Below are 18,992 nucleotides of genomic sequence, written 5' to 3' on the forward strand. Positions count from 1 at the left end.
AATCATTTTGAAATAGGGGTGGCATCATATGGAGCAAATTCCGGTAAAGAGAATAGAAGAAGTACTTGTTATAGCAGGGGACGATAAACAGAAGCAAAAGGAATTTTATGAATTGCTCTTATCTACTGAGTTTTATGTTGCTGGTTCACTAGAAGCAGAGGACGGGGCAACAGAAGGAATACTTCGTTTGCGTCATTTCCAAGGAGAGGGTAGATGGATCGTTCCGTTCTTTACACAAATGGAATTTGTAAAAGACGTGTTGCCAGAAGGAACGCCCCTTATTACGATACGTGGGAAAGAGTTATTTGGTGGCATTGAGAAAGATGCTACAGCAGTATTAAATGTTGGAACTGAGATAAGTAAAACATTTATTCCAGAAGAAATTGCAGATATCGCATCTGGACGAATTTTTAATTATTATAAATAAAAGGAAAAGCGGAATCGCTTTTCCTTTTTAATTTGAAAACGGAGTGGCTACGCCAGAAGAAATAGAGAGTGTTTTATTATTTGTATTTATGGTCGCTGTAGCTCCAAGAGGAATCCCGATGTTGGGGCTTATATGTCCAATCGGTAAACCGAATAGAACAGGTATATGATAGGGGGAGAAATATTCATATAGTATTGTTTGCAATGATTGAGATGGTTTAGAAGGGATGCAGTCGTGACAACTTGTAAAAATAACACCACTACATTCATTAAACTTTCCAGATAAAAGTAGCTGATTTAACATACGATCAATGCGATACGGTTCTTCCCCAATATCTTCAAGTAACAAAAGTTTATTCGCCGTATTTATCTCATAAGGTGAGCCAATTATACTCGTTAACACAGCTAAATTTCCTCCCACCAATGTGCCCGTAACTGTACAGGAAGAGGTAGGTACGATACATTCTGAAGCAGATAAGATGGTGGAATACGGATGGAATAGTTGATTGAAAGAAGATAAAGAGAGAGAATCTACACCTTTTCCTAATTCTTCAACCATTGGGCCATGAAAAGTAATGAGCTTTGCATAACGTGAAAAAGCAGTATGTAAAGCTGTAATATCGCTATATCCCCAAAAGATTTTTGGATGTTGCCTAATGATTTCATATTGAATGTGAGGGAGGAGACGAGCACTTCCATAACCACCTCGTGCACAAAAAATGGCCTTTACTTCATGATTTGAAAATGCTTCATGTATATCATCGAGGCGAACTTGATCACTTCCAGCTAAATATCCATATTTCTCATAAACACTCTTCCCGATTACTACAGATAAACCTATTTCTTGTAATACGTTTACACCTTTTAATACATTTTCAATTGTTGGTGGACCGGACGGTGCAATAACCATTACTGTATCACCTTGTTGTAACGCATTTGGATAAATCATCGTTTTCAGCCTCCTTCACTTTCAATATATTCGCTTCATAGGAAGTTCAACCCTTGTAAAAGAAGGGGAAAGTTTGTCATCTAAAGAAGATATAAGGGGAATAGGAGGAGGAATAGGAGGAGGAATAATGTTTACAAGTCGAGTGTTAAATATATTACAAATTAAGTACCCAATCATTCAAGCAGGTATGGCAGGTGCGATTACGACGCCTGAGCTTGTTGCAGCTGTAAGTAATAGCGGAGGACTAGGAACGCTTGGAGCAGGTTATATGAGCCCTGAACAAATTCGTGACGCAATTTATAAAATAAGGGAACGAACGGATAAGCCTTTCGGTGTTAATTTATTGTTAACGAAAGAAATACAGATAGAAGAAGAGAAGGTAACCTTGGCAAAGGGATTGCTTAGCGGAGTGAATAGAGAATTCGGTATAGAGGAAGAAGAGCAGCTAAAGCTTCCGAAAAGCTATAAAGAACAATTACAAGTGTTAGTAGAAGAAAACGTACCAGTCGTTAGCTTTGCATTTCAAACGTTAGAAAAAGAAGAAATAGATGACTTAAAAAGAAGAGGAATAAAAGTCATCGGAACAGCTACTCATGTGAGAGAGGCAAAAGTGCTTGCTGAATTAGGAGTAGACATTATTGTCGGTCAAGGTAGCGAGGCAGGAGGGCATAGAGGAACATTTATCGGGAAAGAACAGGACGCTATGATTGGGACATTCGCATTAATTCCGCAGTTAGTAGCAGCAGTCCCGCATATACCAATTGTTGCAACAGGTGGTGTCATGAACGGACAAGGGCTTGTTGCTGCTTTTACACTGGGAGCAGAAGCTGTTCAAATGGGATCAGCCTTTTTGACGAGTGAAGAAAGTATTACGCATGACGTGTATAAAGAAGCAGTTTTACATAGTACAGATACGAGTACAACTGTGACCCGTGCGTTTTCCGGGAAATATGCGCGAGGTATTCGTAATGAATTTATAGAGAGACATGAAGGGAAAGAAGAAGGGCTTCCGATGTATCCAGTGCAAAATGTATTAACCTCTAAAATACGCCAAGAAGCAGCAAAACAAAATAAAGGAGAATACATGTCGCTTTGGGCAGGGCAAGCGTCATCATTAGCACGAATAGAATCAGCTCAGCATGTAGTGGAGCGAGTGATGAAAGAAGCAGAGAATGTAATCGAACAATTACAAAATATATATAGAAAAAGACCACTTGAATAATTCAAGTGGTCTTTTCATTAGTTTGCTTTATAAAATTGTTGGATGGCCTCATCGATATAAACCCAGCCTTTCCAACCTAAGTGCATATGATCTTTTAAGAAGTATTTATCATACTCATGATTTGAGAAGTCGGCAATTGGATAACCAGCTTTCTCAATTTGCTCATGAACTTTCTTGTAGTACAATTCGCGACGTTCTTTCGGGAAGCCAGCGTAATCGTACCAAGGACCTTTTACAGGAACAGAAATGAAGAGTGGTTTTGCACCAGATTGTTTTAATAAATCAAGTACAATTTGTAAATCTTCATATTCTGGCGATTGATCATAAGCATCATTTTTTAAGTAGCCTTCACGTTGCTTTAATTTCTTCTTGATTTTGCTGTTGAAGTAATCATCTTCGATACCGTATTCGTTAGAACCTGATTCTACTGCACCAGTTTGATCTGCATGTTTACGAGCTTCGTCCCAATTCATTTGTTTTAATGAAGGGTCAAGTTTTTCTTTATGCGGTTTAATATCAAACATTGCTGTAAATAAATCTTTACGATCTAAAATGTTACGGTAAATATAAGCGAAAGGTTTAGCAGCAAGTGCTTTTACTTTATGCTTTGTATCATCATAAACGATACCTTCAAGCGAGATTTTTAGTAAAGTTTCTTTCTTAACGATCTCAAAGTTTAATAAACGTTTTGCAATTTGCTTTTTCATTTCAGGCTTTAAGTCATCATTGAAAAGTAAGTGATAGCCTTGTTGTTTTGAAAAGTTAGGTGCAAAGTGTGTTTCATCAATACCTTGTGGTACAAACCATTGAGGAGAAAGAACGAATACCATTTTCTTATCTTTCAATTGATCCATTGTAGATGCAAAGTTTAACACATGTACAAGGTCTTGTGTTCCTCCGCGTCCAAGAAGGAATGGTGTGAACCCTTCAGGCTTTACTTTGAAATAATTTGATGGATGGAAAGCATCCATACGTGCGAATTCCGATGAACCGTACATCGGAAGATATTTCGGGTCTGCTAACATCTTTTGCTGTAAAATCATACTTTGAATCTTTTCTTCTTTTAAAGAAGTTGCAGCTTGTTCTACTTTTTCATCACTTAAAAGTGGAAGTAGGAAGCGCGTTGGAATAAGTAAGAATACAGCAAAAAGGGCCAATGCTAAAAGCATCGGACCAAATTTTGCTTTGTTCATCGGATTTCTTCCAACTTCTTAATAACCATGTTTGGTGTAGCCCACTCGTCACGGTCAAAATCAGAAATAGAAACTTCAATATCTAAACGCTCTTGGAATTCAACTAATAAAGATACTACAGCGAAAGAATCAAGAATACCTTCTTCAAATAATTGAACATCTAAGTTTTCTTTCACAATATCGTTTTCACATACTTCTTCTAAAATATCTAATACTTGCTCTTTGAATTCTGCCATTTTTAAAATCTCCTTTATATCCGAAATATATTATATGTGCAACTTCTTACTAGTATAAGAAGGGTGCATTAAAAGTATCTGTTAAGGTGTCCAGAGAAAATTAGGAAACCGAAACATACAACGTGGAACGTAATTACAATCGCAAGGACGTGTGTAAATTTATTGTTTGGCCAAAACTTATGCTTCTTGTTTTTTCGTTCGAAAATATCGAATAAAATAAACAGTGCGGCATGATAGAGACCATAAATAACATACTGCGCAATAGCGCTCCCTTGGATGTGCCAAATTCCCATAATGAAGAAGTTTAAAAAGGCACCGATATACGAAATTGTGTAACGGTTCTTGATTAACTTTTTCTTCGTTGCAAAAAAGACGAAACGCATGTAAATAAAATCACGGAACCAGAATGATAAACTCATGTGCCAGCGGTTCCAGAAGTCTTTAATGTTACGACTAAGGAATGGTTTATTAAAGTTTTCTGGAGTTTTAATTCCCATCATGTAACTGATACCAATTACGAACGCACTATAACCTGCAAAGTCAAAGAATAATTGCATGCTAGTAGCGTACATAAAAATCACATTAGATAAAAGTGTATCTTGGTTGGCGAATACTGCCTTAACAAGATATGTTGTTATCAAGTGCGCGATTATAAACTTATACAGAAAACCTTGGAAAATACGGTTAAGCCCTGTATATAGTAATTTTTGATATTCCTCAGCACTAGGTGGCTTTTGGATATCTTTTTGGAATCTACGGTAACGATCGATAGGTCCACTTGAAATCGCTGGGAAGAATAAAACAAACTCCCAGAAATTAAAGAAGGAAAGTTCTTTAATTAAATTATCACGAACTTCAAAGACCATTTGTACAGCTCTAAACGTTACGTAAGACATACCTGCGAAAACAATAAAATGCAATTCAGGTACAAATGGTGCGACTTTTGCCAAAATAAGTGGCAAAATCGATAAAATAACAGCTACACAAAAAGTGAGTGTACTATTCTTTTGTTTTCTTAATAATAAATAGCCTTTAATCAGGGCATATTGCCAAATAATAAATGCGGCTAACATAATCGCTTGCTTCGGTTTATCCGAGAAGATAATAACAAGCATGACTAATGTTAAAACGGCATTATATTTACGCAACATTTTACCTTTTAATCCAGCTATGATAGTAGGTATTAATAAAATGCCCACTATAGCGAAAAAATAAAATGATCCATATGCGGTCATGCTGTAACCTCACTCAATAATTTTTTGCGATCTACCTTTCCATTTGGTGTCATTGGAATAGAAGATTGATACATGAATTTACGTGGAATCATGTAGTTTGGTAATCGCTCATTGAGTTCTTTTTTGATTGCAGATGTTAATTTGAATTCTTTTTCAAATGAATGTTCTCCAGGAACAACAACCGCTAATAAATAATCGTATTTCTCACCTTTTTTAATTGGAACGATAACTGCTCCTTCTACGTAAGAACACGCACGAAGGTGATGCTCAATTTCTTCTAATTCCATTCGATAACCATGCAGCTTAATTTGGAAATCAAGACGACCATTATAGAATAGAAGACCATTTTCAACATAGCCAGCATCGCCTGTTTTATAGGCGCGCTCACCGTCAATCATAGTAAATGCTTTTTCTGTTAATTCAGGGCTTCCTAAATACCCAACGCTTACGCTTGGACCGACAATTACGATTTCACCTTTTTCACCATCAGGTGCAATCGTGCCATCTTCTTTCATAATAAGAAGGCGGCAGTCTGATTTACAGTAGCCAACTGGAAGTGATTTGTATTGATCAAGTACTTCTTCTGTAATGTGAATACCTGTTACAGCGACGGTAGCTTCTGTTGGACCGTACGTATTCATAATTGTCGCTTTTGGGAAACGCTCAATTAATTTTCTAGCCACTTCGTTTGGTAACACTTCACCGCAGAATAAGAATGTTTTCATGTTTGGTAGCATACTCTCAGAGAAAGATGCTTCCATTAAACACATTTCTGCGAAAGATGGTGTTGAAGTCCATACTTGTATATCCGATTGCTCTAAAGAAGCAAACAAGTCTTTTGGACGTGCAATCATATCTTTATCGATTGCCCAAAGTGTACCACCTGTTACTAATGATGGGTAAATATCCATGACAGATAAATCGAATGAGAAAGGTGCTTGGTTTAAGAATACTTGCCCTGTTTGTAAGTTGAAATCTTCTACAGCCCATTTTGTAAAGCTTACAAGGCAGTTATAAGTAATCTGAACCCCTTTCGGATTACCTGTGCTTCCTGATGTGTAAATAATGTAGAAGTTCTCATCACCTTTTACCGCATGTTCAGGATTTGGAGTGTTCCCTTTATGAGTAAAGAAAATATCTTTTAAGTTGTCTTCACTTACAATGCGAACTGGTAAATCAGTTACAGTTACTTCTGTTCCTGATAAAAGTAGTTTCGCACCAGAATTTTCAGCGATACGTTGTACACGATCAGCTGGGATAGATAAATCTACAGGAATATAAGCATGTCCAGCTTTTACACATCCTAAAAAGTTAATAATCATTTCAGGTTGCATATGGCCATACACCATAATTGGTGAACGATCATCTGGATACGCAGAAGAAATCCAATGTGCTAACGCATCAGAATCTTCCTTTAATTGTTTGTACGTAATTTTCGCATCTCGCCAAACAAAAGCAGTTTGATCAGGCGTTTCAATAGCCCACTTTTCAATTTGTTCTAATAACTTCATAACGTTCCCACCCTAGAATTCATTGTAAATAAATGTACTTGTGTTTGTATCATGGAATCCATACAACCAAAGTAATGCAAATAAAATTGCAAGGTAATAAACCGTCTTTGCAACCCATTGTGTGAGTGGTCGAGACCATATCTCTTTTAATCTTTCCATGTCTTTCCCTCTCTTAATGAAATAATAGCTCTTTGTAGGTATCATGTCCTACATTATTGTGAAAAAAACAAAATTCCACATTTTAGGTAAAAATAAGTCAAAAGGCTCTTTTCTGATATTAGCACTAAATACTAAAAAAGAAAATCCCTAACTTAGCAATTATATTACATTCAGCACCAATTTGTAACGGGTTTGACATGTAAAAAGAAAGTGGATTGTGTGAATACATAAAAGTGGACGATAAGAATACGTGAAAATATAAGATTTGTTACTTATTAATCGGTAGAGAGTGAACAAACTTTAAGTTTCTAAATCTTTTTAAAAGGAGGAAATTATCATGAATAGAGTGTGGAAGAGTCTTATTTTGGAAGAAAATATCGTGAAATGGAGAAGGCATTTCCATAAGTATCCGGAATTATCATTTCATGAAAAAGAAACTTCGCAATTTATATATGATACATTATGCTCATTTTCTTCTTTTGAAGTAACGAGACCGACGAAGTATAGTGTACTAGCAATTAAAAGAGGAACGGAACAAGGGAAAGTGATTGCGATTCGAGCTGATATAGATGCTTTACCAATTCAAGAGGAGACAAGGAAATCTTATACGTCTGTGAATAAAGGAATGATGCATGCATGTGGGCATGATGCTCACGCAGCTATTTTGTTAAGTACAGCAGAAGTGCTATCACATATAAAGGAAGATTTTGCAGGTGAGATTCGTCTCTTCTTTCAGCACGCAGAAGAGGTGTATCCTGGCGGCGGACAAGAAATGGTTGAGGCAGGTGTGATGGATGGTGTGGATTATGTAATAGGTTTACATGTTATGTCAGGACTTGAGAGCGGGAAGATAGGAATTGCGTATGGACCTATGATGGCAGCACCAGACGTATTTACAGTTGAAATTCAAGGGAAAGGAGGGCATGCAGCGAGGCCAGAAGAAACGATAGATCCTATTGCTATCGGAGCACAGATTATTACAAATTTACAACATATCGTATCAAGAAATACAAGTGCTTTCATGCAAAGAGTTATTTCAGTTACGCAGTTTCATGGGGGAATGGCTGATAATATTATTCCTAGTGTAGCAACTTTAATGGGAACTGTTCGTTCATTTAATCAAGCGTTAAGGGTGGAAGCAGAGGAGAAAATTGAGAAAATTGTAAAAGGCATTATAAAGGCACATGGAGGGGAGTATACATATACGTATCGATATGGATATGATCCTGTTATTAATGATGAATATATTACGAAAGTAGTAGAAGAAAGTGCACTACATTTGTTTGGGAATGAGCGTGTTGTGAAGCTTGAACCTTCTATGGGAGGAGAAGATTTTTCAGCATATTTACGAAAGGCACCAGGTTGCTTCATTAAATTGGGGACGGGGAATGAAAAGATAGGTACTTGTTATCCGCATCATCATCCAAAATTTGATGTAGATGAATCAGCTTTAATTTATGGAGTGGAATTATTTTTAGAGACAGCGATAAGACTACTAAAATCATAGAAAAGTATAAAAAAAGGCAACTGCGCTCTATCGCAGTTGCTTTTATTTCTTTCCGTCAGAGAGGGCTGAGAAAGAACTATGCTCATTTATAGTATATGAATAGCTAACGGACAAGCTTGTACATTTTCATCATTTTTTTAAAAATAGTTATTGACATTGATAATCACTGTCAATTAATCTAAGGGTAGTTGAAATTGATAATTATTATCAATAGGATGGGTGCGACATGTTAATGAGAAAAAATTTTCACCTTCTGCGGAGGGGATTAAAAGATAAAAATAAAGATGTTGATCAGCATATGGAATGGCAAAGAAATGTAATTCGTTCTGAATATGTAGATGAGAAGAGTACACTTCCAACAGAAAAAGAGACACAAGGTAAAAGGAGAGATACAGTTGAGTAAGTTAGTAATGATTTTTGCAAGTATGAGTGGAAATACAGAGGAAATGGCTGATCATATTGCAGGTGCCATTCGTGAAACGGAAAATGAAATTGAAGTTATCGATATTATGGATTCACCAGAAGCTTCTATACTAGAACAGTATGATGGAATTATTTTAGGTGCGTACACTTGGGGAGATGGTGATCTTCCTGATGATTTCTTAGATTTTTATGACGCAATGGATTCTATTAATTTAACTGGGAAAAAAGCAGCAGTATTCGGATCATGTGATTCAGCTTATCCGAAATACGGCGTGGCGGTTGATATTTTAATAGAAAAACTACAAGAGCGCGGAGCGGCAGTTGTGTTAGAAGGACTAAAAGTAGAATTAACGCCAGAAGATGAAGATGTAGAAAAATGTTTACAGTTTGGAGCTGAATTTGTAAAACACCTTTCTTAATGGCAGAAGGGAGATGAAGAGCAAGTGCATGAGAAAATCGCAATCAAAACGATGACAGATTATCATTTGTATGATTTTATGCGTTGTCCGCATAAATTTTATTTCCGTCATATAAAAAGAAGAGAACCTTCTTCGTTTGAATGGCAACAAATCGCACAAATGATTGTGAATCGAATTATTAACGAATATTACACACTACCTGCGGGCCAACAAACGAAAATCGTACTTTTAATATTAATAGAAAAGTATTGGAAAAAAGTAAGGATTAATATGTTTGCTTCAAAGACGGAGTATTATATTGTGTTAGCGAAGTTAACGGATCATTTATTACAGTTTGTTGAAAGAGATGATAGTCAAACACCGCCGTTATTTTTATATGAAAAATTTCAAACTTATATGGAAGAGTTAGGTGTTCACATGTCATTGACATTAGAAGTTGGTGAGTGGAGTACTGAGTCGTTTGTAATTAAAAAGTATGTTGTCGATGCGGATGAGGAAATGCTTGCTCTTTGTCAAAAGTTAATGACAGTATTCAGTTATAAAGCTTTCGGCATTCTTCCCGGGAAAATTGAAGTTATTAATTTAATAGAAGGAACTAAGTACGAGTATGTTCCGAAACAGGAAGATATTATAACTGGAATGGCTGATTTATCTAGAATGAAAGCAATGTTGCAACAACCTGAGCATTATACAGAGCGTCATTTTCGTTCTGAGTGTATGAGTTGTGCGTTTCGTAGGGAATGCCAAGGGGAAGAAGTAAAGAAAGAAGCGAAGCAGAAGAAAAATATCGTACATTAAAGGATGCAAATTTGCATCCTTTTTTGCTATTGACATGAAAAGCTTTTCATCATTTACCGTATATTTGTAGCAGATTTTAATAAAGTGAAACTTTAATCAGTGGGGGTTTTCTTCATCCCCCACTGATTATTAGTTGAACCAATCGGACTTTTATGGGCAGTTGATCCCCCGCCTAACTTCTTTGCTTTCGCTGAATTTGGAGGTGGGGGTCTTACTGCCCATTAAAGCGGGATAAAGGGAGGAATAATCAATGAAAGATGAAACGAAAGTATTTCAATGGTTAAAAGAACAGAATGCTCCTTTTGGAATTCAACTGCAAATTTTACAAGCATTTCAACTGTATCAAGTTATTGTTGAAATGGATAAAAAGTTAATGATGTATGAGGAGAGAGAGTATAGGGAGAGAATGTAATCTCATCCCTGTAGTATTACTTTCAGTTGTTCTGTACCCGCTAGGAATTCAATTTCATCCTTTGTTTCAAAGTTATAAACAATATTATGTAGTAAAGGGCTGTATTGATAAAAACTCGTGATGCGGTGAATGAGTAATGGGTCATGGTGAGAAATAAGTGTGCTGTATTGTTCATATACAGATGTGGTAAATTCATGTCCGAAATCATAATATAGCCCAGCAAAGTCAAAAGCAGGATCGCCAATTTGAGCATCACCAAAATCGATAATCCCTGAAATATTTTTGTTCTGCTTATTAAATAAAATGTGATGATGGGTAAAATCAGCGTGAATAATTGTATTTTGAAAAGTGGTTGTATCGCTAAAAGTAAAGAAATTTTCGAATAACCGATTTAAAGATGATTTCTGTAACGAAGTAAAACTATTAGTAACATACTGATTTAACTTAGTTTGTAGCTCTTTCCAGTAGGTGAGTGTTTTTTCAACAGGGAATCCTAACGTTGTATCTTGTTTTAAAGGAATACTATGTAGGGTTGCAAGGAAGGTAGCTAATTGTGTAATAATAGTTTGTAGTTCTTTATCCTCAAGCTTGATTACTATTTCTGTTTTTAATGGTTCACCATGAATGAGAGTATAGTAACTACAAAGTGGAAAAGTATCAACATCATTTTTATATAATAGGTGATACTTTGGAACCTCAATTTCATGTAGTGAACAAGAGAGAAGTGTGCATAGTTCTTTTTCTAACGGAATTCGCATTGCATATTCCTGTTTTCGAGGGAAACGAAACAGTAGCTCATCATTTACGATAACCGCTACATTATCCCAGCCTTCCTCATTTTGTTTATAGGAATGTATAGAAAGATTAGGCAAAGCTTCTTTTATATATTGTTTGTAAGTGTGCATAATTGTTCCTCGTTTCTAAGTTAACTTATTCTAGTTTATGATATCAGAATTTTCTTTCTATATGTTAAAATATAAGTATCATTATGAAGAAGGGCGGGAGTATTACGAAGAAAAGACTATTCATCATTTCTCTATGTATTGCTTTTGGATTGTTTTGGTCATATAAAGAAGAAGTTTTTGCTAGCTATAAAACGATTAATCAGTACGAATTAAATAAGGGATTACAGAACAAAAGTATAGAAACTTTAACTCATAATGAAATGAAAAAGGTAGGAGAACATTTTGTTACAGAGCAATTATCTGTGTTTGAATTTAATAATAAAGAAGATGTGAAACGAAAAGGTGAAGAAATATTTTTAAATAGAGGGTATGACCGATTAATAGAAAATTATTATCCAAATCGTTTTCGAGATTTAGCGTATAAATTTATAAACGAGGACATACGTGAAGTGACAGATGAAAGTTTTCTCTATCAAACTGTAGCGTACGTTGCGGGTACTGAAAATGGTAAGAGAAGCGAAATGAAATTGAATTATGAAATGAAAATTGTAAAGGTTAATAATATATTTAAGGTGTTAGAACAAAAGCAGTATGTACAATAAAGTGCCACAAATAGCCGATAAAAAAATCCCCCAGTTCTTTGAGGGATTTTAAAGGTTTTCATTTTGTTGTCCAAGTTCTTTTTGCGCAATGTATAAATTTCCTTGTTCAACTTGTTTCTGAGTAAGAACAGAATCACCTGCATACCCTTTTTCTGTTTTCACAGTACTTTTCGTATGATTGGAATTTTGTTTCTTCATATAATATGTCACCTTTCCTTAAAAATAAACAAAAATGATAAGCACAAGTAGTACAGCAGCAAAAATGGTAATACCCATTAAAAAAGAAGTGTTTTTATTTTTAGGTGGCTTATGTACATCTTGTCGATATCCAGGTGAAATTTCAGGGGCGAATTCTTCATCGAATGATTGCTTTTTTTCTTTTTCGTCCATATGTATCCACCTTTCTTTTTCATTATGTTATACGTTCAAAGAAAAAATATGCATAAAGAAAACCGCCCCTCTATCGTGAGCGGCGGTTTTCTATTGTATATTTTCTTTGAACTTGAAAGAGACGGACAAGAAGGAAGATAGCACCAAATGCTAGGCCGATAATAAGACCAATCCAATATCCTTTTGCCGCCCATTCAGTATACGTTGCTAATATGTAACCGAGAGGGAGACCTATTACCCAATAAGCAATTAATGTCATAATTAAGGAAACATTTACGTCTTTATAACCACGTAGTGCCCCTTGTACAGGAGTTGCAATTGCATCTGAAATTTGAAATAAAATCGCAAATATAAGAAATTCTTTTGCTAAATGATGAACTTGTATATCTTTCGTATAAATAGAAGCAATTTCATCATCAAAGAAGTAGAGAAGAATTGAATATAAGAGAGCGAATGCAAGTGCTAAGCCAATCCCGATAAATCCATATTGTTTTGCGTTATTATATCGCTTTGCTCCAACTTCGAATCCAACAGCGATGGTCATTGCCATTGCTAAACTTAAAGGAGTCATATATAACAAGGAAGCGAAGTTCATAGCTGCTTGATGCGCTGCGATTGTTGTCGTACTAAAATTACTCATCATAAGTGTCACTGCAGCGAAAATACTCGTTTCAAAAAAGATAGCAAATCCGATAGGGACGCCAAGTTTTAAGAACTCTTTCCAACTTGAAAGAGAAGGACGATATAATTGTTTAAAGATATGGAAAGATGCGAAAGGCTCTTTCGTACGAATAATAATAACGGTAATAATTAAAATACACCAATAGGTTGCTGCAGAAGCAATTGCTGCTCCGACACCACCGAGTTTTGGAAAACCGAAATGACCGAAAATTAATACATAATTCAATACTACGTTAATTGGTAATGATAGTAATGTAATGATCATTGTTGTGCGAGTTTTTCCTAATGCATCAATAAATCCGCGTAAAACAGTGTAAGTAAATAAAGGGATAATTCCAATTGCAATAATACTTAAAAATTGTGCCGCAATACGTTCCACAGGTTCTTCCAGGCGCATGCCGTTTAAAATAGGTGAAACAGCGAAGAAACCGATAAGGATGACCACGAAACTAGCACAAATTGCTAAATATACTGCTTGTATGACAATTTGGGGCACATCCTCTTTTTTCTTTGATCCAACGAGCTGCGCAACAATTGGAGTAGTAGCCATTAAAATTCCTGTTAATCCGGTACTAACGGGAAGCCATATACTTGTTCCGATAGCGACACCTGCTAAATCAATAGGACTCGCGTGCCCTGACATTGTCGTATCAAAAAAGCTCATTGCAAATAATGACATTTGTGTTACGAAAATCGGGAAAAATAGTAATACAAATTGCTTTGGTTTTTGTGAGAATGAATTAGTTTCTTTCATAAAAGCCCCTTTCCGCATAAAAACAAACCCTCACTATCATACAATTTAATTAAAAAATAGAAAAGAAATACGCGCTTAGAACATATGGAATCGATAAAAAAAGGATGCACTTTGAAAAGGGATAAGGTATTATGATAAGGTGTGAAAAAATTACATATTCGTTATTAAGGAGGCACTACTCGTGGCTGATTGGTTAATTGGAATAATCATGGGTGCTGTTGAAGGTTTAACAGAGTTTTTACCAGTTTCATCAACAGGACATATGATTTTAACAGGTCATTTACTTGGATTTGACGATGAGAGAGCGAAAGTTTTCGAAGTTGTTATTCAATTGGGATCGATTTTAGCAGTTGTTGTTATATTTTGGAAGCGTCTATGGTCTTTAGTAGGTATAGGAAAAGTAACAGACGGACCATCGTTAAATTTATTACATATTATTATCGGGATGATTCCTGCCGGCGTACTTGGTGTATTGTTCCATAGTGCGATTAAAGAAGTGTTATTTGGGCCAGGCCCAGTTGTCATTAGCTTAGTGGCTGGTGGTATTTTAATGATTGTTGCTGAAAAGTTTTCGAAACCAAGTACAGCAAGAACATTAGATGAAATCACATATAAGCAAGCATTTACAATTGGAATGTTCCAATGTTTAGCGCTTTGGCCAGGATTTTCTCGTTCTGGATCTACAATAAGTGGTGGTTTATTAGCTCGCGTGTCACATACAGCGGCGGCTGAATACACATTCATTTTAGCAGTACCAATGATGGTAGCTGCAAGTGGTTTAGATTTAATTAAAAGCTGGGATATTTTAAGCGCAGCTGATATACCGTTATTTGCAACAGGATTCATTACTGCATTCGTTGTTGCGATGTTTGCAATTGTTTCATTCTTAAAATTATTAGCGCGTGTAAAACTAACACCGTTCGCTTACTACCGTTTCATTTTAGCTGCGGTATTCTATTTCTTCTTCATTATGTAATAAAAAAACTGCCGAGTTCGGCAGTTTTTTATTTTACTACTTTTTCCATCATACTTTCCATTACATGTTCCCAAAGAGAAGTATCATCCGCTAATGTAGCACGGAAGTTAGCGTACATTTCTTTTTGTTTCTCTTCGAATGTTGGATCTTCTTTTTCAGGCAATGTAGCGCGCATAGAAGTTACTAATTCTTGTACTTTTGGAGCGCGTGGTCCCCAAACGGCTTGTTCATTTCCATCTTTATCAATGAAAATAAAGATTGGAATGGCACGTGCTGTTCCATTTGTTAAATATTGATCCATTAATTCTAAGTTTTCATCGCGAATTAATAATCTCATATCAATATTTGCAACTTCAGAAATTCGTTTCATAACAGGTACGCATAAAAGGGCGTCACCACACCAATCAGCTGTTAATACGATAACACGCCAGCCATCATTTTGACGTTCTTCTAATACAGGAAGTAATTCATTTGGAATTAAAAAGTTATTGTAAATGTGTAGTAGCTCGTATTGATTTACTTTCATTTCATTCACATATGTATCAAAGGACATACCTTTATCAGCCCATTGTTGTAAGTTCATAAGTAACACCTCTTTAGTATGATTTGTTTTCATTGTACCAATTTTTATATAGAAAAGCTTGTATTCTTACTCCTTCTTGTCACTTAATAATGTATTTAATAGGAAAAGGAATAGTACGACACATAATTCAGCAATGTTGGACAGTTGGACACTCTCTATCCAATCGTCGGCAGTATGAATGACGAACCAATCTAACGTAATTTCAATGATTGCAAAAAGGGTAATAGCTAGCCAATTTGGCATGTTTTTTGTCATTGGGTATAGCAACGCCTTGAGGAAACCGAAGATAAAGAATGTAATACCGTCTAAGAAAGTGATTAATAAAATAAATAGAAGTAAAGCAGTGCGTGATCTATACTCTATATCTGTCATATGAAAGATTCCTACATATACAAAGAAAATAAATGCAAAAATTATAATGAGAAATAGAATAACAAAACCAATAATCAAAGTCTTATCTTTTAGATTAAGATTAGAAAATTTGTCTTCTTCACTCATCATCTCATCTCCTTTTTCTGGAAATTTGATTTTATTGTATCATGAAATGTATATTAAAAAACTACGAATTATGGGAAAATAAGGTGACAAAAAGTAAGATTTCATGTAAAATTATTAATAAGGTTTTTATTTAACTAAATGAAGTAAAAGGGGCTGTCAAAATTGTCTCAAAATCGAGAGCAATTAATGGAAGAACTATCGACAAATGTGTTTGCTATGTTTCGCACGTTGCGTAATGATATTGGAAAAATATTTGGTGGTTACATACCGTGGAATGAGTTTATCGTCCTTAGAATATTGAACCGTACGAATAAAGAAATGGTATCACGTGTAGCTAACGAATTAAATGTATCGAATAGTCATATTACAGCTGTTACAGAAAAATTAATTAATAAAGGCTTTGTAACCCGTTCACGTTCTACATCAGATCGCAGAGTTGTATATTTAGAGATTACAGAGCAAGGAAAAGATTTGGTTGCGAAAATGGAAGGGGAGAAAAAGAAATATTTACAAGAAAGATTCTCCGCGCTTTCAGAAGAAGAAATGAATATCATGATATCTATTTCTAAAAAACTTATTTAATCCATTACAAGTAAGAAAACGCTTACGTAGAAAAGAAGAAGACCTTCCTTATATGAGGAAGGTCTTCTTTCGTATGTAAAAGATTATAAAAAAGAAAATATGTAACATACTACTAGTAAAGAAAGGGGGCAGAATTATGACAAATCGAAATGGTAGTAAAGGGAGCGGAAATCAAGGCTCACCAAAATCAGGGCAATTTCAGCAAGAGTTTAGTGCGGAATTTGAGACTGGTAATGATAACAAAGGGAAAGAATATCGTTCGAAAAAAGGAAGTAAATCAAAAAAGGAGTGAATCTTTTCACTCCTTTTTTGATTTAAGATGCTGCAGATTGATCCGTATTATATTTTTCTTCTGATTTTGCGACAATCATTGCGCAAATTGCATCACCAGAAATATTTACAGCTGTTCGTGACATATCTAGAATGCGGTCAATACCGATAATTAAGGCAATACCTTCTACTGGTAGGTTTACTTGATTTAATACCATCGTAAGCATTACAAGTCCAACACCTGGTACACCGGCAGTACCGATGCTAGCTAGTACGGCAGTTAATACGACGACAGCTAATTGGGACATAGTAAGCTCAACTCCGTATACTTGAGCGATAAACACAGTTGCTACACCTTGCATAATGGCAGTACCATCCATATTAATCGTTGCACCTAGTGGTTGCACAAAAGAACTTATCGCTTTTGGAACGCCAAGTTTTTCTTGTGCTGTTTTCATTGCAAATGGAAGAGATGCATTAGAGCTAGATGTACTAAATCCAATTGCCATTACTGGTCCGAAATGTTTAAAGAAACGGACAATGCTTTCTTTTGCTAATACCTTTAATAATCCACCATAGACGAAGACGCCGTGAATAATAAGTACTAGCATAACGACAATCATATACTTGAACATCGCAGCGACGCCTGCAAGACCCATTTTACCAACGGATGAAGCGAGCAATCCAAATGTTCCGATTGGAGCTAATTTCATAACGAGATTAACAAGATACATCATTAATTCGTTGCCCTGTTCAAGTAATGAATGGATACCTTGAACTCGTTTTCCTAAAATAGCGATACCGAGTCCGATTAATACGGCAAAAGCAATAATTTGTAACATGTTTCCATCAGCCATCGCTTTTGCTGGGTTATCTGGTACGATATTGAGTAGTGTATCGACGAAAGATGTTTCGGTTTTTGCACCTTCATATTTAAGCCCTTCGGTTTTAAAGTTACCACCAGATCCTGGTTGTATAATCAGTGCAAATGTAACTGCAATAGAGATGGCAACGGCTGTAGTGACAAGAAAGAATGAAATTGATTTTAAGCCGATTCTTCCAAGTTGTTTCGGGTCTCCAAGTCCAGCAGCCCCAAGCACGATAGAAATGAACACAACAGGAACAACTAGCATTTTAATGAGTCGAATAAACAATTGACCAAGTGGATTGAACACATATTGATTTAATGGTTCAAAAATGGATGGTGCAGCTAAATTTAAAGTGAGTCCGACAACTAAACCGAGAAATAATGCAATTAAGATTGCTTTTGTTTGTTTCAATATAACCCCCCCTTATTTTTGTGAAATTACTTTCTACATTAATTGTACCGAAAAACTACCTATTTTGACAATATTTTCTGAATATTTTGTATAAAAATATCTATTTAAATATAGATTGCTTTTGTTAGAGTAAGCAAAAAAATCGGGAAATCTAGTTAGAAAACAAAATAGACCATCACATAGGATGGTCTAGGGAAGGGGACAATTTATGTCAATTTAATTAGGGATGGAAGCCATTCAAAGACACTGGGGAATGTCTTATAAATTAGGGAGGAATAGCTTCGATACATATACTATAAAAGATGGATGTGACCGGGGTGTGAACATAGGGTGAAAGAGAGAGGGAGTTTTACATAAAGGATAAAGCAAACAAAAAAATAAGACCATCACATAAGAGATGGTCAAGGAAGGGGACAATTTATGTCAATTTAATTAGGGATGGAAGCTGTTCAAGACACTGGGGAATGTCTTATAAATTAGGGAGGAACAACTTCGATACATATACTATAAAAGATGGATGTGACCGGGGTGTGAACATAGAGTGAAAGAGAGAGGGAATTTTACATAAAGGATAAAGTAAACAAAAAAATAAGACCATCACATATGATGGTCTAAGGAAGGGGACAATTTAAGTCAATTTAATTAGGGATGGAAGCTATTCAAAGACACTGGGGAATGTCTTATAAATTAGGGAGGAACAGCTTCGATACATATACTATAAAAGGTGGATGTGACCAGGGTGTGAACATAGAGTGAAAGAGAGAGGGAGTTTTAAATAGAAGATAGGGTAAACAAAAATAAGACCATCACATATGATGGTCTAAGGAAGGGGACAATTTAAGTCAATTTAATTAGGGATGGAAGTTGTTCAAGACACTGGGGAATGTCTTATAAATTAGGGAGGAACAACTTCGATACATATACTATAAAAGATAGATGTGACCTTGGCGTGAACATAGAGTGAAAGGTATGAGGATTTGA

24 protein-coding genes are annotated in these 18,992 nt (G+C 35.6%); 11 read left to right on the forward strand and 13 right to left on the reverse strand.

Translation table 11 applies throughout. From position 1 onward, the window contains the following. Positions 1-28: 28 nt before the first annotated feature. Positions 29-427, forward strand: a complete 399-nt coding sequence (locus tag MR113_RS06240; protein WP_061678885.1) for an SseB family protein — start codon at positions 29-31, stop codon at positions 425-427. Positions 428-454: 27 nt separating this feature from the next. On the opposite strand, the gene MR113_RS06245 is transcribed toward MR113_RS06240, so the two are convergent. Beyond that, the gene (locus MR113_RS06245) at positions 455-1,375 is read right to left on the reverse strand and encodes a S66 peptidase family protein (protein ID WP_242252423.1); all 921 of its coding nucleotides are present in this window, start codon (positions 1,373-1,375) and stop codon (positions 455-457) included. 127 nt (positions 1,376-1,502) lie between these two features. Between MR113_RS06245 and MR113_RS06250 the strand changes: the two genes are divergently transcribed. Further along, positions 1,503-2,597 carry an NAD(P)H-dependent flavin oxidoreductase gene (locus MR113_RS06250; RefSeq protein ID WP_242252426.1) on the forward strand — a complete coding sequence of 365 codons (1,095 nt, stop codon included), beginning with the start codon at positions 1,503-1,505 and terminating at the stop codon, positions 2,595-2,597. Positions 2,598-2,614: 17 nt separating this feature from the next. Here MR113_RS06250 and dltD read toward each other — a convergent pair whose 3' ends face one another. The 5 genes from dltD to MR113_RS06275 all read right to left on the reverse strand — a co-directional run bounded on the left by dltD (position 2,615) and on the right by MR113_RS06275 (position 6,931). Next, positions 2,615-3,790: a D-alanyl-lipoteichoic acid biosynthesis protein DltD gene (gene dltD, locus MR113_RS06255; protein WP_001030275.1), complete on the reverse strand. Its 1,176-nt coding sequence runs from the start codon at positions 3,788-3,790 to the stop codon at positions 2,615-2,617. Beyond that, positions 3,787-4,026 carry a D-alanine--poly(phosphoribitol) ligase subunit DltC gene (gene dltC, locus MR113_RS06260; RefSeq protein WP_000807310.1) on the reverse strand — a complete coding sequence of 80 codons (240 nt, stop codon included), beginning with the start codon at positions 4,024-4,026 and terminating at the stop codon, positions 3,787-3,789. The genes dltD and dltC overlap by 4 nt, the downstream gene beginning before the upstream one ends. 68 nt (positions 4,027-4,094) lie before the next feature. Further along, the gene (gene dltB, locus MR113_RS06265; RefSeq protein ID WP_242252428.1) at positions 4,095-5,261 is read right to left on the reverse strand and encodes a D-alanyl-lipoteichoic acid biosynthesis protein DltB; all 1,167 of its coding nucleotides are present in this window, start codon (positions 5,259-5,261) and stop codon (positions 4,095-4,097) included. Beyond that, a complete protein-coding gene (gene dltA / locus MR113_RS06270) occupies positions 5,258-6,772 on the reverse strand; it encodes a D-alanine--poly(phosphoribitol) ligase subunit DltA (protein WP_242252433.1) in 1,515 nt (504 codons plus the stop codon). The genes dltB and dltA overlap by 4 nt, the downstream gene beginning before the upstream one ends. 12 nt (positions 6,773-6,784) lie before the next feature. Further along, positions 6,785-6,931 (reverse strand): teichoic acid D-Ala incorporation-associated protein DltX, encoded by a 147-nt coding sequence (locus MR113_RS06275; RefSeq protein ID WP_000440293.1) that lies wholly within the window; start codon positions 6,929-6,931, stop codon positions 6,785-6,787. Between the two features lie 337 nt (positions 6,932-7,268). On the opposite strand from MR113_RS06275, the gene amaA reads away from it, so the two are divergent. The 5 genes from amaA (at position 7,269) to MR113_RS06300 (ending at position 10,490) form a co-directional block, all read left to right on the forward strand. Beyond that, positions 7,269-8,438, forward strand: a complete 1,170-nt coding sequence (gene amaA / locus MR113_RS06280) for an N-acyl-aliphatic-L-amino acid amidohydrolase (protein WP_242252436.1) — start codon at positions 7,269-7,271, stop codon at positions 8,436-8,438. A 226-nt stretch (positions 8,439-8,664) separates the two neighbouring features. Further along, positions 8,665-8,841, forward strand: coding sequence for a hypothetical protein (locus tag MR113_RS06285; protein ID WP_242252439.1), 177 nt, complete (start codon positions 8,665-8,667; stop codon positions 8,839-8,841). Then, complete coding sequence (locus tag MR113_RS06290; RefSeq protein ID WP_063261920.1) at positions 8,834-9,280, forward strand: flavodoxin; 447 nt, start codon at positions 8,834-8,836, stop codon at positions 9,278-9,280. The genes MR113_RS06285 and MR113_RS06290 overlap by 8 nt, the downstream gene beginning before the upstream one ends. A 24-nt stretch (positions 9,281-9,304) precedes the next feature. Further along, positions 9,305-10,078, forward strand: a complete 774-nt coding sequence (locus MR113_RS06295) for a hypothetical protein (RefSeq protein WP_097816716.1) — start codon at positions 9,305-9,307, stop codon at positions 10,076-10,078. 250 nt (positions 10,079-10,328) lie between these two features. Beyond that, positions 10,329-10,490, forward strand: coding sequence for a hypothetical protein (locus MR113_RS06300; protein WP_016088745.1), 162 nt, complete (start codon positions 10,329-10,331; stop codon positions 10,488-10,490). 2 nt (positions 10,491-10,492) lie between these two features. Here the strand turns inward: MR113_RS06300 and MR113_RS06305 are convergent, their stop codons facing one another. Then, positions 10,493-11,395: an aminoglycoside phosphotransferase family protein gene (locus tag MR113_RS06305; protein WP_242252441.1), complete on the reverse strand. Its 903-nt coding sequence runs from the start codon at positions 11,393-11,395 to the stop codon at positions 10,493-10,495. Between the two features lie 83 nt (positions 11,396-11,478). Here MR113_RS06305 and MR113_RS06310 point away from each other — a divergent pair, with 83 nt between their 5' ends. After that, positions 11,479-11,997: a biotin transporter BioY gene (locus MR113_RS06310; protein WP_242252447.1), complete on the forward strand. Its 519-nt coding sequence runs from the start codon at positions 11,479-11,481 to the stop codon at positions 11,995-11,997. Positions 11,998-12,045: 48 nt separating this feature from the next. Here MR113_RS06310 and MR113_RS06315 read toward each other — a convergent pair whose 3' ends face one another. From MR113_RS06315 to MR113_RS06325, 3 genes are all read right to left on the reverse strand, one after another. Further along, a complete protein-coding gene (locus MR113_RS06315) occupies positions 12,046-12,195 on the reverse strand; it encodes a hypothetical protein (RefSeq protein WP_063261924.1) in 150 nt (49 codons plus the stop codon). 18 nt (positions 12,196-12,213) lie between these two features. Beyond that, positions 12,214-12,387, reverse strand: a complete 174-nt coding sequence (locus MR113_RS06320; RefSeq protein ID WP_000343557.1) for a hypothetical protein — start codon at positions 12,385-12,387, stop codon at positions 12,214-12,216. Positions 12,388-12,457: 70 nt separating this feature from the next. Then, positions 12,458-13,822 (reverse strand): MATE family efflux transporter, encoded by a 1,365-nt coding sequence (locus MR113_RS06325; RefSeq protein ID WP_242252449.1) that lies wholly within the window; start codon positions 13,820-13,822, stop codon positions 12,458-12,460. 181 nt (positions 13,823-14,003) lie between these two features. On the opposite strand from MR113_RS06325, the gene uppP reads away from it, so the two are divergent. Further along, on the forward strand, positions 14,004-14,798 hold the full coding sequence (gene uppP / locus MR113_RS06330; RefSeq protein ID WP_242252452.1) for a bacitracin resistance undecaprenyl-diphosphatase: 795 nt from the start codon (positions 14,004-14,006) through the stop codon (positions 14,796-14,798). A 28-nt stretch (positions 14,799-14,826) separates the two neighbouring features. On the opposite strand, the gene MR113_RS06335 is transcribed toward uppP, so the two are convergent. Both MR113_RS06335 and MR113_RS06340 read right to left on the reverse strand, forming a co-directional pair. After that, positions 14,827-15,414, reverse strand: coding sequence for a thioredoxin family protein (locus tag MR113_RS06335; RefSeq protein WP_002070995.1), 588 nt, complete (start codon positions 15,412-15,414; stop codon positions 14,827-14,829). 33 nt (positions 15,415-15,447) lie between these two features. After that, complete coding sequence (locus MR113_RS06340; protein WP_242252454.1) at positions 15,448-15,879, reverse strand: YrvL family regulatory protein; 432 nt, start codon at positions 15,877-15,879, stop codon at positions 15,448-15,450. Between the two features lie 162 nt (positions 15,880-16,041). On the opposite strand from MR113_RS06340, the gene MR113_RS06345 reads away from it, so the two are divergent. Then, positions 16,042-16,461 carry a MarR family winged helix-turn-helix transcriptional regulator gene (locus MR113_RS06345; protein ID WP_000081442.1) on the forward strand — a complete coding sequence of 140 codons (420 nt, stop codon included), beginning with the start codon at positions 16,042-16,044 and terminating at the stop codon, positions 16,459-16,461. A gap of 136 nt (positions 16,462-16,597) precedes the next feature. Beyond that, positions 16,598-16,753, forward strand: a complete 156-nt coding sequence (locus MR113_RS06350; protein ID WP_000184931.1) for a hypothetical protein — start codon at positions 16,598-16,600, stop codon at positions 16,751-16,753. 22 nt (positions 16,754-16,775) lie between these two features. Here MR113_RS06350 and MR113_RS06355 read toward each other — a convergent pair whose 3' ends face one another. After that, positions 16,776-18,011: a dicarboxylate/amino acid:cation symporter gene (locus tag MR113_RS06355; protein WP_061678898.1), complete on the reverse strand. Its 1,236-nt coding sequence runs from the start codon at positions 18,009-18,011 to the stop codon at positions 16,776-16,778. Between the last annotated feature and the right edge of the window lie 981 nt (positions 18,012-18,992).

The organism is Bacillus cereus group sp. BfR-BA-01379, from assembly GCF_022663605.1.
GTDB classification, from domain to species: domain Bacteria; phylum Bacillota; class Bacilli; order Bacillales; family Bacillaceae_G; genus Bacillus_A; species Bacillus_A mobilis.

Coding starts and splice junctions, on each gene's coding strand:
- MR113_RS06240 (WP_061678885.1), top strand. CDS start 29: ATGGAGCAAATTCCGGTAAAGAGAATAGAAGAAGTACTTGTTATAGCA.
- MR113_RS06245 (WP_242252423.1), bottom strand. CDS start 1,375: ATGATTTATCCAAATGCGTTACAACAAGGTGATACAGTAATGGTTATT.
- MR113_RS06250 (WP_242252426.1), top strand. CDS start 1,503: ATGTTTACAAGTCGAGTGTTAAATATATTACAAATTAAGTACCCAATC.
- dltD (WP_001030275.1), bottom strand. CDS start 3,790: ATGAACAAAGCAAAATTTGGTCCGATGCTTTTAGCATTGGCCCTTTTT.
- dltC (WP_000807310.1), bottom strand. CDS start 4,026: ATGGCAGAATTCAAAGAGCAAGTATTAGATATTTTAGAAGAAGTATGT.
- dltB (WP_242252428.1), bottom strand. CDS start 5,261: ATGACCGCATATGGATCATTTTATTTTTTCGCTATAGTGGGCATTTTA.
- dltA (WP_242252433.1), bottom strand. CDS start 6,772: ATGAAGTTATTAGAACAAATTGAAAAGTGGGCTATTGAAACGCCTGAT.
- MR113_RS06275 (WP_000440293.1), bottom strand. CDS start 6,931: ATGGAAAGATTAAAAGAGATATGGTCTCGACCACTCACACAATGGGTT.
- amaA (WP_242252436.1), top strand. CDS start 7,269: ATGAATAGAGTGTGGAAGAGTCTTATTTTGGAAGAAAATATCGTGAAA.
- MR113_RS06285 (WP_242252439.1), top strand. CDS start 8,665: ATGTTAATGAGAAAAAATTTTCACCTTCTGCGGAGGGGATTAAAAGAT.
- MR113_RS06300 (WP_016088745.1), top strand. CDS start 10,329: ATGAAAGATGAAACGAAAGTATTTCAATGGTTAAAAGAACAGAATGCT.
- MR113_RS06305 (WP_242252441.1), bottom strand. CDS start 11,395: ATGCACACTTACAAACAATATATAAAAGAAGCTTTGCCTAATCTTTCT.
- MR113_RS06310 (WP_242252447.1), top strand. CDS start 11,479: ATGAAGAAGGGCGGGAGTATTACGAAGAAAAGACTATTCATCATTTCT.
- MR113_RS06315 (WP_063261924.1), bottom strand. CDS start 12,195: ATGAAGAAACAAAATTCCAATCATACGAAAAGTACTGTGAAAACAGAA.
- MR113_RS06320 (WP_000343557.1), bottom strand. CDS start 12,387: ATGGACGAAAAAGAAAAAAAGCAATCATTCGATGAAGAATTCGCCCCT.
- MR113_RS06325 (WP_242252449.1), bottom strand. CDS start 13,822: ATGAAAGAAACTAATTCATTCTCACAAAAACCAAAGCAATTTGTATTA.
- MR113_RS06335 (WP_002070995.1), bottom strand. CDS start 15,414: ATGAAAACAAATCATACTAAAGAGGTGTTACTTATGAACTTACAACAA.
- MR113_RS06340 (WP_242252454.1), bottom strand. CDS start 15,879: ATGAGTGAAGAAGACAAATTTTCTAATCTTAATCTAAAAGATAAGACT.
- MR113_RS06350 (WP_000184931.1), top strand. CDS start 16,598: ATGACAAATCGAAATGGTAGTAAAGGGAGCGGAAATCAAGGCTCACCA.